Here is a 12642-nt window from a genome sequence, read left to right on the forward strand (position 1 = left end):
GCGCTAGGCCGCTTCGGAGCTGGCGCCAATCCATCGGATTGCCGCTGCCTTTTTCAACGAAATCGACCCGAAGCGGAAATTGGCTACGGCTTTAATCTATTGGCCACTGGGATGCGAATTAGCTCTGGATGCCAGCGGCCTGCTGCGCGAGCGCTTCTTGCATCTTCGCAACAGCATTGGCGAACGAAGCGAACTCACCTTGGTCAAATGCAACGAACTGAAAGTTTCCCGGCGTAAGTTCAGCAAGTACGATGTAATATTGGCCGGTTTCCGAATTTATCTTGCGTTGCAGTGATACGGTCGTCATGCCTGCGTTCGCACGGACATCAATTTTTTCGACGACGTATCCGCCCATGATCAGCTTCGTCACCTTACGCGCCGCCGAAAAAAACTTAAACAAGCGAATACCTCCCAGATATCGAAGTCCTTGATCGTTGCCCGTTATGGGGGCCGTGATCGCAGTTGTCGCAAGTGCGGCGTAAGGCCTCTTCAGAACGCTCACTCCGCTCTTGGCCCGTAGCGGACTTTCACAGCCATGCCCGCTGAGGCCGCTTGTGACCCGTTGCTGACAAGTTGGGAAGAGTAACCGCAATTCGATCAAGGTTCCAAAAACCAGTCGAATGCGCCGATCTTCCAATAGAAGGCAAGCAACCCCACACCGCCTATGACGGCGAAAAGAAAATCGTATTGGCCAATTATCCAAGTCCATGCCACGAAGATAAAAGTTAGAAAGACTATTTTTGGCGCCTTTCGCTGGGAGAACTTTAATTTACTCATCAGTCTTTCCTAGCCAGCCAGGATTGCTGCTGCATCATTTGGCGGCTTCTTTAATTCTAGCCCAGTTTCGCTTCCGCTTCTGGCCCTTCAGCGACATCGGAAGATTGCTGCTTCTCCGGCGCTGTGGGCCCACGCGGACATCCGTCGGCCAGCCCCCTAATGAGTGCAAGCTCTAGGCTGCGTCATCCAGCGCTGCGAGCCGCTCGGCCTCGGCGATATCCTCGACCGTGTTGGCGTTGAAGAAGGGATCGAGCGGCGCGGTCGGCCACGTCACCGTTGCCAGCGGATAGCGCGCGGTCCAGCGGTCGATCTTGCGGATGTCCTCGACGACCAGCGCGTGGCGCAGCTCGTCGCGCAGGGCGACTTGCCACAGGCCGATGACGGGGTGCGTCTGCTCGCCCGAGGCGGCGACCGCAAGCTGCGCGTTGTCCCGGCTCCGCGCATTGTGCAGGCGGGCGACCAGATCGCGCGGCAGGAACGGGCAGTCGCCGGCGGCGCTGAGCACCCATTCGATCTCGGGCCGGTTCGCAGCGGTCCAGTCGAGCGCGGCAAGGATGCCGGCGAGGGGGCCGGGGAAGTTGGGCACGTCATCCGCGACGACTTGCAAGCCGAAGGGCGCGAAGCGTGCGGGATCGCCGTTGGCATTGAGGATCAGTCCGCTGCACTGGGGCGTCAATCGCGCGATCACGCGCTCCAGGATGGTGCGGCCGCCGATGGTGCGCATCGGCTTGTCGCCGCCGCCCATGCGCCGCGCGAGGCCGCCGGCGAGCAGCACGCCAAGAGTTGGTGGAATGCGCGTGGCCGGAGAATCAGTCGTCACTCGCTTCACCCTTGCGCTTGTGCTTCGCCGATTCCTCCTCGACGTAAGCGAGATCCTGGTCGTAGACGATGCGTTCCTCGCCCGCGAGCGCGATGAAGCGCTTGCCACGGGTGCGGCCGACCAGCGTCAGGCCGACCTGCCTTGCGAGATCGACGCCCCAGGCGGTGAAGCCGGAGCGCGACACCAGGATCGGAATGCCCATCCGTACCGTCTTGATCACCATCTCCGAGGTGAGGCGCCCCGTCGTGTAGAGGATCTTGTCGCCGGGGTCGACGCCGTGGCGGTACATCCAGCCGGCGATCTTGTCGACCGCGTTGTGGCGGCCGACATCCTCGGTGTAGCAGAGCGGGGCGCCTTCCTTGCAGAGCACGCAGCCATGGATGGCGCCGGCCTCGAGATAGAGCGAGGGCATGGTGTTGATGGTCTGCGTCATCTGGTACAGCCAGGAGGTGCGCAGCTCCGCCTTCGGCAGTGCGACGCTCTCGACGGCTTCGAGCAGGTCGCCGAAGGCGGTGCCCTGCGCGCAGCCCGAGGTCTGCGTGCGCTTCTTCAGCTTGGCCTCGAAATTGGTGTGATGTTCGGTGCGCACCACGACCACCTGGAGATCGTCGTCGTATTCGACCTCGGTGACGGCGTCATTATATTTCAGCATGTTCTGGTTCAGCAGATAGCCGAGCGCCAGATATTCCGGATAGTCGCCGATCGTCATCATGGTGACGATCTCCTGCGCATTCAAATAGAGCGTCAGCGGCCGTTCCATCGGCACCTTGATCTCGACCTTGGCGCCGGTCTGGTCGGTGCCGGTCACGCTCTGGGTCAGGCGCGGATCGTCCGGATTGGGGACGATCAGGGGCACCGGGGCTTTGTCGATCTTCATCATGGCGGCGAGGTTAGCATGACATTCGCGTCAAGCCGATATAAGCATGGGCGAGAATAGGTAAATCCCTCCGTTCGTCATTGCGAGCCAACGGGTCCGCGCGAAGCGCGGCCCGATGACAGGCTCCGCGAAGCAATCCAGACTATTTCTGCGGTGACAGTCTGGATTGCTTCGTCGCTTCGGTGCAAAATTGCTGCGCAGTTTGCGCACGAGCTCCTTGCAATGACGGGGAGGGAGCGGTGGTTCCACCGCAGACCATGCGGCTTGTTGAGACGGAGCTGGAATGAAAGTCATCGGCCTCGCGGGCTGGAGCGGTGCGGGCAAGACCACGCTGCTGACCCGCCTGATTCCGCATTTCAGCGCGCAAGGCCTGCGCGTCTCGGTCATCAAGCATGCGCATCACCAGTTCGACGTCGACGTGCCCGGCAAGGATTCCTGGCGCCATCGCGAGGCCGGCGCGGCCGAGGTGCTGATTGCGTCGTCGAATCGCTGGGCCCTGATGCACGAGCTGCGCGGCGCGGCGGAGCCGCGGCTGCCGGAACTGCTGGGCAAGCTGTCCGCTGTCGATCTCGTCGTGGTCGAAGGTTTCAAGCGCGAGCCGCATCGCAAGATCGAGGTGCATCGCGCTGCGAACGGCAAGCCGCTGCTGTTTCCCGACGATCCCGGGATTGCCGGGATCGCGACCGACATCGCCATTGACACAGCCCTGCCGACTGTCCATCTCGACGACATCGCGGCCGCTGCGGCGTTGCTGCTGCGCGCGGCGATGCCGGTCGAGGAAGCGGTGGCGAAAAGCGCCGCGATACGCTGACGAGGCAACATGGCGCAACTCTCTGACGATTGCTTTGCCTTCGGCGGCCCGATGATGTCGGTCGACGAGGCCGTCGGTCTCATCACGACACGCGTCAACGCCATCGCCGATCTGGAGACGGTGACGCTGGTCGAGGCGGACGGGCGCGTGCTGGTGCGCGACGTCGCGGCGCCGCTGCCGCTGCCGCCGTTCACCAACTCGGCCGTCGACGGCTACGCCGTGCGCAGTGCCGATCTGCCTGTGGGCGGCGAGCAGGCGTTCCCGCTGGACGGCCGCATCCAGGCCGGCGGGCTGGCCCAGGCCACGATCAAGCCCGGCCACACCGCGCGCATCTTCACGGGCGCGCCGATGCCGCCGGGTGCCGAAACCGTCTTCATGCAGGAAGATGTTCGCGTCGATGCTTCAGGCCGCATCGTGCTGCCGCCGGGGCTGAAGCCCGGTGCCAATGTCCGGCCCGCCGGCGAGGACATTCCCCGAGGACATGTCGCGCTCCGCGCGGGCCAGCGCTTGCGGCCGCAGCACGTCGCGCTCGCGGCGGCGTTCGGGCTTGTCCGTCTCGACGTCGTCAGGCGCATTCGCGTTGCGGTGTTCTCGACCGGCGACGAGCTGGCGTCTCCCGGCGAGCCGCGCGCCGCCTCGCAGCTGTTCGATTCCAACCGCTTCATGCTGATGGCGATGCTGCGCCGCCTCGGCTGCGAGGTCAGCGACCTCGGCATTCTCCGCGACGAGCGGACCTCGCTTGCAAACGGCCTGAAGCAGGTCGCGGGGCAACACGATCTGATCCTCACCACCGGCGGCGTGTCGACTGGTGAAGAGGATCACGTCAAGGCCGCGGTCGAGAGCATCGGCTCTCTGGTGCTGTGGCGGATGGCGATCAAGCCCGGCCGGCCCGTGGCGATGGGCATCATCGACGGCACGCCGCTGATCGGATTGCCCGGCAATCCCGTCGCGAGCTTCGTGACCTTCGTCCATGTGGTGCGGCCGACGGTGCTGGCGCTGGCAGGCGGCCTGCCGGAACCGCTGGCGCCGATCCCGTTGCGCGCGGCGTTCACCTACAAGAAGAAGGCGGGCCGGCGTGAATATGTGCGCGCCTCGTTGCGGCGCGCGCAGGACGGCGGGCTCGAGGCCATCAAGTTTCCGCGCGAGGGCGCGGGGCTGTTGTCCTCGCTGGTCGAAACCGACGGCCTCGTCGAGCTCGGCGAGGAGGTGACGCAGGTCGAGCCTGGGCAGCGCGTAGGCTTTCTGTCCTATGCCGGTCTGCTCTAGAGATTTCGTTGCGTTGACGTCGTCACTCCCTCCCGCCATGTTGCCGCCATGACCAGAACGACGCTCGATCTGACCGGGCTGAAATGCCCGCTGCCTGCCCTCAAGACGCGCAAGGCGCTGAAACCGTTGCAGCCGGGCGACCAGCTCGAGGTTCACTGCACCGATCCCCTGTCGGTGATTGACATTCCGAACCTGATCCGCGAGACGGGCGACACGGTGGAGATCACCGAGCGCAACGATGCGCGCATCGTGTTCTTGATAGAAAAAACGAATGGTTCGATAGACGGAGCAAATGGTGCGCTGCGTTCTTGAGCGCGTTACTCCGCTGATACCGACCTTTTATCTATCGACATCGATCACGGCTTCTGCCCCAATTGACAATCTCCGTGCGGGCGCGGAGGTTGAGTCTTGTCTGCGATACGCGGATCGAACGGGCCATACCCACGAAGCCTGCACGTCGTATCGGGCATAGCGCCCCGCGCGAGGGGTTAACAATTTCGGATGCGCGTGACGATCCTGGCGCGCGTCAGAAGATTGTGCGGAGCAGCAGGGACAATCGTCTGCACCGCAACGAGCTGAGGAACAGGATAGTAGCGGCAGGCTGCTCAGAAGGGCAGCTGAGGGGAGGAATGTATGGCTACAATCGAAGGCGCTGGGACACTTTCAGCCGCAGGCGCGGGTTTTCTTGATCGCGAGCGGACCATCGCGACCGCCGGCTTCAACCGCTGGCTGGTGCCGCCAGCCGCGCTTTGTATCCATCTGTGCATCGGCATGGCCTACGGCTTCTCGGTGTTCTGGTTGCCATTGTCGCGCGCGATCGGTTTGACCGCGCCGAAGGCCTGCCCCGACATGTCGCTGTGGCAGGAACTGTTCACGACGAGCTGCGACTGGAAGGTCGCGAGCCTGGGCTGGATGTACACGCTCTTCTTCGTGGTGCTCGGCCTTGCTGCTGCCATCTGGGGCGGCTGGCTCGAACGGGTCGGCCCACGCAAGGCCGGCTTCGTCTCGGCACTGTGCTGGTGCGGCGGCCTCTTCCTTGGCGCGATCGGCGTTTATACCCACCAGCTCTGGCTGATGTGGTTGGGGTCAGGCGTGATCGGCGGCGTCGGACTTGGTCTGGGTTATATCTCGCCAGTGTCGACGCTGGTGAAGTGGTTTCCGGATCGCCGCGGCATGGCGACCGGCATGGCCATCATGGGCTTCGGCGGCGGCGCCATGATCGGCGCGCCGCTGGCGAACATCCTGATGAACTACTTCAAGACCCCGACCTCGGTCGGCGTCTGGGAGACGTTCGTCGCGATGGGCGTCATCTATCTCGTATTCATGATGATCGGCGCGTTCCGTTATCGCATTCCGCCGGCCGGCTGGCAGCCGGAGGGCTGGACGGCGCCGGTCAAGGCCAACGCGATGATCTCGAAGAGCAACGTCCATCTCGACGACGCGCACAAAACTCCGCAGTTCTGGCTGATCTGGTTGGTGCTCTGTCTCAACGTGTCCGCGGGTATCGGCGTGATTGGCATGGCTTCGCCGATGCTGCAGGAGATCTTCGCCGGCAAACTGATCGGCCTGCCCGACGTCAGCTTCAACCAGCTCGATGCCACGCAGAAGGCGACGATCGCGGGCATTGCCGCGGGCTTCGCTGGCTTGCTGTCGCTGTTCAACATCGGTGGCCGGTTCTTCTGGGCCTCGCTGTCGGACAAGATCGGACGCAAGAACACCTACTATACGTTCTTCATCCTCGGCATCGTGCTCTACGCGTTGGCTCCGACCTTTGCGGCGATGGGCTCGAAACTTCTGTTCGTGCTTGGCTTCGGCATCATCCTGTCGATGTATGGCGGCGGCTTCGCGACCGTGCCGGCTTATCTTGCCGACATGTTCGGCACCCAGTTCGTGGGCGCAATCCATGGACGGCTGCTCACGGCGTGGTCCACCGCGGGCATCTTCGGCCCGGTCGTGGTGAACTACATGCGCGAGTTCCAACTCGCGGCGGGCGTGCCGCGTGACCAGCTCTACAACACCACCATGTACATCCTTTGCGCCATGCTGGTCGCTGGCCTGATCTGCAACTACTTGATCAAGCCGGTCGATCCAAAGTGGCATATGAAGGACGCGGACGTTGCCAAGCTGCAGGCCGCGAGCGCCACCGCTGCTGCGTCGGGGCCGCACGGCTCCTACGGCATCGGATTTGGCGGGCTCGACGCCAAGGCGGCGCTGTTCTGGGCCTTCGTCGGCATTCCCCTGCTGTGGGGTGTCTGGAAGACGCTGGAGAGCGCGGTCAAGATTCTCTGATCGCATTGACACCGTTGGGGATGCCGATCATCGGCATCCCGCGGTGTTGGCCTTTTCAACATCATTGGGAATGGGACTTAGGGGGAATCTGATGCTTCGCACCCGTATCTGCCTCGCCGCCATGCTGCTGGCCGCAGGCCTTCACACCGCATCGGCACAGACTGCCGCAACGACCGAAGCCAAGCCTGGCAAGATCAAGCTCACCATGCAGAAGCTGAAGGACATGAAGACCAAATGGGCCGCCAACAAGCCGAAGCTGAAGGCCTGCCGCGCCGAGGTGAAATCGAAGGGTCTCGCCGGCGATGACCGCTGGTTCTACATCGAAGAGTGCATGAACAAGAGCTGAGGAAGTTCCGCGTCGCGTTTGGGTGGAAGGGGCATGGCGGGTGACCGCCTGATCCTAAATCCTTATAGAGTCGTTCTAAATTTCCTTGCATCTGGCATGCCAGACACTAAGGTTGCGTTGAACAGGACCCGATCGGAGCAACGCAGGAACCTGCGGTTTCCCCGATCGATCCAGAAATGAAGGCGGCTCGCACGGGCGATCTGGCCTAAACTCATCGCGCATTTCAGGAGAACGCGACGTTTCCATGAGCAGCAACGACGACGTTCACAAGGTCAGAGACTTCGAACATCCGGGCGAGGGGCGCCGGCGCGCCAAGGCCACGCCCAAGGGCCGTCTCGTCGATCCCACCGCCGCGCACGAGATCGAGCAGCTGCTCGGCGACAGGCCGCGGCGGCGCGATCTGTTGATCGAATATCTGCACCTGATCCAGGACAAATATCATCAGATCTCGGCCGCGCATCTCGCCGCGCTCGCCGACGAGATGAAGCTCGCCTTCGCCGAAGTGTTCGAGACCGCGACCTTCTATGCGCATTTCGACGTGGTGAAGGAAGGCGAGCCCGACATCGCGCCGCTGACGATCCGTGTCTGTGACTCGCTGACCTGCGCGATGCTCGGCGGCGAGAAGCTGCTCGCGGATCTGCAAGAGGCCTCGGGCCCCGGCATCCGCGTCGTGCGCGCGCCCTGCGTCGGCCGCTGCGACACCGCGCCGGCGGCGGAGGTCGGGCACAATTTCGTCGACCATGCGACCGTCGCCAACGTGATGGCGGCCGCCAAGGCCGGTGATACCCACGCTCATCTGCCCAAATACATCGACTACGACGCCTATGTTGCTGGCGGCGGCTACAAGCTGCTCGGCCGCGTGCGGTCGGGCGAGCTGCCGACGGACGTTCTCTTGAAGGGTCTCGATGACGCCTCGCTGCGCGGTCTCGGCGGCGCCGGCTTCCCGACGGGACGCAAATGGCGTGCCGTGCTGGGCGAGCCCGGCCCGCGCCTGATGGCAATCAACGGCGACGAGGGCGAGCCCGGCACGTTCAAGGACCGCGTCTATCTCGAGAGCGATCCGCACCGCTTCCTCGAAGGCATGCTGATCGGCGCGCATGTCGTGCAGGCCTCCGACGTCTACATCTATCTGCGCGACGAATATCCGGCCTCGCGCGAGATCCTGGAGCGCGAGATCGCAAAGCTGCCTGCTGGCGGCCCGACGTTGCACATGCGCCGCGGCGCGGGCGCCTATATCTGCGGCGAGGAATCCTCGCTGCTGGAAAGCATCGAAGGCAAGCGCGGCCTGCCCCGGCACAAGCCGCCTTATCCGTTCCAGGTCGGCCTGTTCGGCCTGCCGACGCTGATCAACAACATCGAGACGCTGTGGTGGGTGCGTGACATCGTCGAGAAGGGCGCCGACTGGTGGAAGGGCCATGGTCGCCATGAGCGGCACGGCCTGCGCAGCTTCTCGGTCTCGGGCCGCGTGAAAAATCCCGGCATGAAGCTCGCGCCGTCAGGCATCACGGTGCGCGAGCTGATCGACGAATATTGCGGCGGCATGGCCGACGGCCATCAGTTCTACGCGTATCTGCCGGGCGGCGCGTCCGGCGGCATTCTGCCGGCGTCGATGGACGACATCCCGCTCGATTTCGGCACGCTGGAGAAATACGGCTGCTTCATCGGATCGGCCGCGATCGTGATCCTGTCGCAAAAGGACAGCGTGCGCGCGGCGGCGCTCAATCTGATGAAGTTCTTCGAGGACGAGAGCTGCGGCCAATGCACGCCGTGCCGGGTCGGAACCCAGAAGGCGGCGCAACTGATGCAGAAGCCGGTCTGGAACCGCGCTCTGCTGGAAGAATTGAGCCAGGCGATGCGCGATGCCTCGATCTGCGGGCTCGGACAGGCGGCATCGAATCCGCTGGCCACCGTGATCAAATATTTCCCTGACGAGTTCAAGGAAGCGGCTGAATGACCAAGATTACGTTCGAGCTCGACGGCAAGCAGGTCGAGGCCCAACCCGGCGAGACCATCTGGCAGGTGGCGAAGCGGCAGGGCCGCGAGATTCCGCATCTGTGCTATTCACCCGCGCCCGACTATCGGCCCGACGGCAATTGCCGCGCCTGCATGGTCGAGATCGAGGGCGAGCGAGTCCTGGCTGCGTCGTGCAAGCGCACGCCGTCGGTCGGCATGAAGGTGAAGAGCGAGAGCGCCCGCGCGACGGCTGCGCAGAAGATGGTGATGGAACTGCTGGTCGCCGACCAGCCGGCGCGCGCGACCAGCCACGATCCGGATTCGAAGTTCTGGCACTGGGCCGAGACCACGGGCGTCACCGAGAGCCGCTTCCCCGCCGCCGAGCGCTGGGCGACCGATGCCAGCCATCCGGCGATGCGCGTCAACCTCGATGCCTGCATCCAGTGCGGCCTCTGCGTGCGCGCCTGCCGCGAGGTCCAGGTCAACGACGTCATCGGCATGGCGTATCGCAGTCACGGTTCCAAAATCGTGTTCGACTTCGACGACCCCATGGGCGAGTCCACCTGCGTCGCCTGCGGAGAATGCGTGCAGGCCTGCCCGACCGGCGCCTTGATGCCGGCGGTGATGCTCGACGACAAGCAGACCCGCGTCACCTATGCCGACAAGAAGGTGGATTCGCTCTGCCCGTTCTGCGGCGTCGGCTGCCAGGTGACCTACGAGGTCAAGGACGAGAAGGTGATCTATGCCGAGGGCCGCGACGGCCCCGCCAATCACAACCGCCTGTGCGTCAAGGGCCGCTTCGGCTTCGACTACATCCATCATCCGCATCGCCTGACCAAGCCGCTGGTGCGGCTGCCGAACGCGAAGAAGGACGCCAACGACCAGGTCGACCCCGCCAACCCCTTCACGCATTTCCGTGAGGCGAGCTGGGAAGAGGCGCTCGACATCGCCGCCAAGGGCCTCGTCAAGATCCGCGACGAGAAGGGCGTCAAGGCGCTGGCCGGCTTCGGCTCGGCCAAGGGCTCCAATGAGGAGGCCTATCTGTTCCAGAAGCTGGTGCGCACCGGTTTCGGCTCCAACAATGTCGACCACTGCACCCGTTTGTGCCACGCCTCGTCGGTGGCGGCGCTGTTCGAGGGCCTGAGCTCGGGCGCGGTGTCGGCACCGTTCGCCGCCGCGATGGACGCCGAGGTCATCATCGTGATCGGCGCCAACCCGACCGTGAACCATCCGGTCGCCGCGACCTTCATCAAGAACGCGGTCAAGCAGAACGGCGCAAAACTGTTTGTGATGGATCCGCGCCGGCAAACGCTGTCGCGCCATGCGACCAAGCATCTGCAGTTCAAGCCCGGCTCCGACGTCGCCATGCTGAATGCGATGATCAACACGATCATCACCGAAGGCCTGACCGACGACCAGTATATTGCCGGCTACACCGAAGGCTTCGAGGATCTCAAGGAGAAGATCAAGGAGTTCACGCCGGAGAAGATGGAAGCGATCTGCGGCATCCCGGCGCAGACGCTGCGCGAGGTCGCGCGGACCTACGCGCGCGCAAAATCGTCGATCATCTTCTGGGGCATGGGCATCAGCCAGCACGTCCACGGCACCGACAATGCGCGCTGCCTGATCGCGCTCGCGCTGATCACCGGCCAGGTCGGCCGTCCCGGCACGGGCCTGCATCCGCTGCGCGGCCAGAACAACGTGCAGGGCGCCTCCGACGCCGGCCTGATCCCGATGTTCCTGCCGGACTATCAGCCGGTCGGCCGCGACGATCTGCGCGGCAGCTTCGAGAAGCTGTGGCACCAGGATCTCGATCCCGTCCGCGGCCTGACCGTGGTCGAGATCATGAACGCGATCCACGCCGGCGAGATCACGGGCATGTATATCGAGGGCGAGAATCCCGCGATGTCCGATCCCGATCTCCAGCACGCGCGCCAGGCGCTCGCCATGCTCGATCATCTCGTGGTGCAGGATCTCTTCGTCACCGAGACCGCCTTCCACGCCGACGTCATCCTGCCGGCCTCGGCGTTTGCGGAGAAGGAAGGCTCGTTCACCAACACCGATCGCCGCGTGCAGCTCGCCCGCCAGGTGATCAAGCCGCCCGGCGATGCGCGGCAGGATCTCTGGATCATCCAGGAGATCGGCAAGCGCATGGGCCTGCCGTGGAATTATGCCGGCCCCGGCGACGTCTTCACCGAGATGGCGCAGCTGATGCCGTCGCTGAAGAACATCACCTGGGAGCGCCTCGTGCGCGAAGGCGCCGTCACATATCCAGTCGACGGCCCCGACGTGCCCGGCAACGAGATCATCTTCACCACGGGCTTCCCGACCGCGAGCGGACGCGGCAAAATCGTGCCGGCCAAGGTGATCCCGCCGGACGAGATTCCGGACGCCGAATATCCGATGGTGCTGTCGACCGGGCGCGTGCTGGAGCACTGGCACACCGGCTCGATGACCCGCCGCGCCCAGGTGCTCGACCAGATCGAGCCCGAGGCGGTCGCCTTCATGTCGCCGAAGGACATGCGCAAGAAGAACCTCGCACCCGGCGATTTCATCCGCCTGGAGACCCGCCGCGGTGCGGTCGAGGTCAAGGTCCGCTCCGATCGCGACGTGCCGGAGAACATGGTGTTCATGCCGTTCTGCTACGCGGAGGCGGCGGCGAACCTGCTGACCAACCCGGCGCTCGATCCGTTCGGCAAGATCCCGGAGTTCAAGTTCTGCGCGGCGAGGGCCGAGCGCGCGGAGATGCGGGACGCGGCGGAGTAGGCATCGGCGTTGCTTGGCGGCTCGGTGCCGCCAACCCAGCGCTGTCGTCCCGGCGAAGGCGGCTTGCCACCTCCACCGCTGTCATGCCCCGGCTTGACCGGGGCATCCAGTACGCTGCGGCGGATGTGGTGAGAACAAGCTCCTCAATGCAGGTCTCTGGAATACTGGATCGCCCACCGTCTAAACATCAAGCCGGGCGATGACAGTGATTGTGTGGTGTCAGCCTGCGCTTCACGATGCTAAACGTGACCCATGTCCAAAGTCACCCCAGCCACCCGGGCGCTCACCGCCGCCGGTGTCGCCTTCACCGTTCACGCCTATGACTACGATCCCGACGCCGCGAGCATCGGCCTCCAGGCCGCTGCCGCACTGGGTGAAGACCCCGCGCGCGTGCTGAAGACGCTGATGGCGCAGGTCGACGGCAAGCCGGTCTGCGTGGTCGTGCCGTCCGATCAGGAAGTCTCGATGAAGAAGCTCGCTGCCGCCGCGGGCGGCAAGTCGGCGCAGATGATGAAGCCGCCGGAGGCCGAGCGCGTGACCGGCTACAAAGTCGGCGGCATCAGTCCGTTCGGCCAGCGCAAGCAGGTGCCGACCGTGATCGAGCAGAGCGCGCTCGCCCATGACCTCGTCTATCTCAACGGTGGACAGCGCGGCCTGCAGGTGCGGCTGAGGCCTGCCGACGTGCGGGCTGTCCTCAAGGCGGTCGCCGCGGATGTGCTGGCGTGAGGACGGCGGAG

The 12642-nt window shown here is 64.3% G+C and carries 12 protein-coding genes; 8 read left to right on the forward strand and 4 right to left on the reverse strand.

Annotation, left to right across the window (positions count from 1 at the left end):
- Positions 1 to 118 precede the first annotated feature (118 nt).
- From CO669_RS25635 to CO669_RS25650, 4 genes are all read right to left on the reverse strand, one after another.
- Positions 119 to 502: a hypothetical protein gene (locus CO669_RS25635; RefSeq protein WP_143278734.1), complete on the reverse strand. Its 384-nt coding sequence runs from the start codon at positions 500 to 502 to the stop codon at positions 119 to 121.
- A 95-nt stretch (positions 503 to 597) separates the two neighbouring features.
- A complete protein-coding gene (locus CO669_RS25640; RefSeq protein WP_097662724.1) occupies positions 598 to 777 on the reverse strand; it encodes a hypothetical protein in 180 nt (59 codons plus the stop codon).
- A gap of 172 nt (positions 778 to 949) precedes the next feature.
- Positions 950 to 1606 carry a molybdenum cofactor guanylyltransferase MobA gene (mobA, locus tag CO669_RS25645; RefSeq protein WP_097662725.1) on the reverse strand — a complete coding sequence of 219 codons (657 nt, stop codon included), beginning with the start codon at positions 1604 to 1606 and terminating at the stop codon, positions 950 to 952.
- Positions 1587 to 2477 carry a formate dehydrogenase accessory sulfurtransferase FdhD gene (locus CO669_RS25650; protein ID WP_097662726.1) on the reverse strand — a complete coding sequence of 297 codons (891 nt, stop codon included), beginning with the start codon at positions 2475 to 2477 and terminating at the stop codon, positions 1587 to 1589. The genes mobA and CO669_RS25650 overlap by 20 nt, the downstream gene beginning before the upstream one ends.
- Before the next feature lie 280 nt (positions 2478 to 2757).
- Here CO669_RS25650 and mobB point away from each other — a divergent pair, with 280 nt between their 5' ends.
- The 8 genes from mobB to ybaK all read left to right on the forward strand — a co-directional run bounded on the left by mobB (position 2758) and on the right by ybaK (position 12631).
- Positions 2758 to 3285: a molybdopterin-guanine dinucleotide biosynthesis protein B gene (gene mobB, locus CO669_RS25655; protein WP_097662727.1), complete on the forward strand. Its 528-nt coding sequence runs from the start codon at positions 2758 to 2760 to the stop codon at positions 3283 to 3285.
- A 9-nt stretch (positions 3286 to 3294) separates the two neighbouring features.
- The gene (locus CO669_RS25660; protein WP_097662728.1) at positions 3295 to 4551 is read left to right on the forward strand and encodes a molybdopterin molybdotransferase MoeA; all 1257 of its coding nucleotides are present in this window, start codon (positions 3295 to 3297) and stop codon (positions 4549 to 4551) included.
- Between the two features lie 48 nt (positions 4552 to 4599).
- On the forward strand, positions 4600 to 4863 hold the full coding sequence (locus CO669_RS25665) for a sulfurtransferase TusA family protein (protein WP_097662729.1): 264 nt from the start codon (positions 4600 to 4602) through the stop codon (positions 4861 to 4863).
- Between the two features lie 321 nt (positions 4864 to 5184).
- Positions 5185 to 6840 carry an OFA family MFS transporter gene (locus tag CO669_RS25670; protein WP_097662730.1) on the forward strand — a complete coding sequence of 552 codons (1656 nt, stop codon included), beginning with the start codon at positions 5185 to 5187 and terminating at the stop codon, positions 6838 to 6840.
- 91 nt (positions 6841 to 6931) lie between these two features.
- On the forward strand, positions 6932 to 7186 hold the full coding sequence (locus CO669_RS25675) for a hypothetical protein (RefSeq protein ID WP_097662731.1): 255 nt from the start codon (positions 6932 to 6934) through the stop codon (positions 7184 to 7186).
- 244 nt (positions 7187 to 7430) lie between these two features.
- Positions 7431 to 9140 carry an NADH-ubiquinone oxidoreductase-F iron-sulfur binding region domain-containing protein gene (locus tag CO669_RS25680; protein ID WP_097662732.1) on the forward strand — a complete coding sequence of 570 codons (1710 nt, stop codon included), beginning with the start codon at positions 7431 to 7433 and terminating at the stop codon, positions 9138 to 9140.
- Positions 9137 to 11905, forward strand: coding sequence for a formate dehydrogenase subunit alpha (gene fdhF, locus CO669_RS25685; RefSeq protein ID WP_097662733.1), 2769 nt, complete (start codon positions 9137 to 9139; stop codon positions 11903 to 11905). Before CO669_RS25680 ends, fdhF begins: the two co-directional genes overlap by 4 nt.
- A gap of 252 nt (positions 11906 to 12157) precedes the next feature.
- Positions 12158 to 12631 (forward strand): Cys-tRNA(Pro) deacylase, encoded by a 474-nt coding sequence (ybaK, locus tag CO669_RS25690; RefSeq protein WP_097662734.1) that lies wholly within the window; start codon positions 12158 to 12160, stop codon positions 12629 to 12631.
- Positions 12632 to 12642 lie beyond the last annotated feature (11 nt).

Origin of the sequence: Bradyrhizobium sp. Y36 (assembly GCF_002531575.1) — a bacterium.
Taxonomy (GTDB): domain Bacteria; phylum Pseudomonadota; class Alphaproteobacteria; order Rhizobiales; family Xanthobacteraceae; genus Bradyrhizobium.

Excerpts from the sequence above, each read along its gene's own strand:
- CO669_RS25640 (WP_097662724.1), bottom strand. The coding sequence starts at position 777 with ATGAGTAAATTAAAGTTCTCCCAGCGAAAGGCGCCAAAAATAGTCTTT.
- CO669_RS25650 (WP_097662726.1), bottom strand. The coding sequence starts at position 2,477 with ATGATGAAGATCGACAAAGCCCCGGTGCCCCTGATCGTCCCCAATCCG.
- mobB (WP_097662727.1), top strand. The coding sequence starts at position 2,758 with ATGAAAGTCATCGGCCTCGCGGGCTGGAGCGGTGCGGGCAAGACCACG.
- CO669_RS25660 (WP_097662728.1), top strand. The coding sequence starts at position 3,295 with ATGGCGCAACTCTCTGACGATTGCTTTGCCTTCGGCGGCCCGATGATG.
- CO669_RS25665 (WP_097662729.1), top strand. The coding sequence starts at position 4,600 with ATGACCAGAACGACGCTCGATCTGACCGGGCTGAAATGCCCGCTGCCT.
- CO669_RS25670 (WP_097662730.1), top strand. The coding sequence starts at position 5,185 with ATGGCTACAATCGAAGGCGCTGGGACACTTTCAGCCGCAGGCGCGGGT.
- CO669_RS25675 (WP_097662731.1), top strand. The coding sequence starts at position 6,932 with ATGCTTCGCACCCGTATCTGCCTCGCCGCCATGCTGCTGGCCGCAGGC.
- CO669_RS25680 (WP_097662732.1), top strand. The coding sequence starts at position 7,431 with ATGAGCAGCAACGACGACGTTCACAAGGTCAGAGACTTCGAACATCCG.
- fdhF (WP_097662733.1), top strand. The coding sequence starts at position 9,137 with ATGACCAAGATTACGTTCGAGCTCGACGGCAAGCAGGTCGAGGCCCAA.
- ybaK (WP_097662734.1), top strand. The coding sequence starts at position 12,158 with ATGTCCAAAGTCACCCCAGCCACCCGGGCGCTCACCGCCGCCGGTGTC.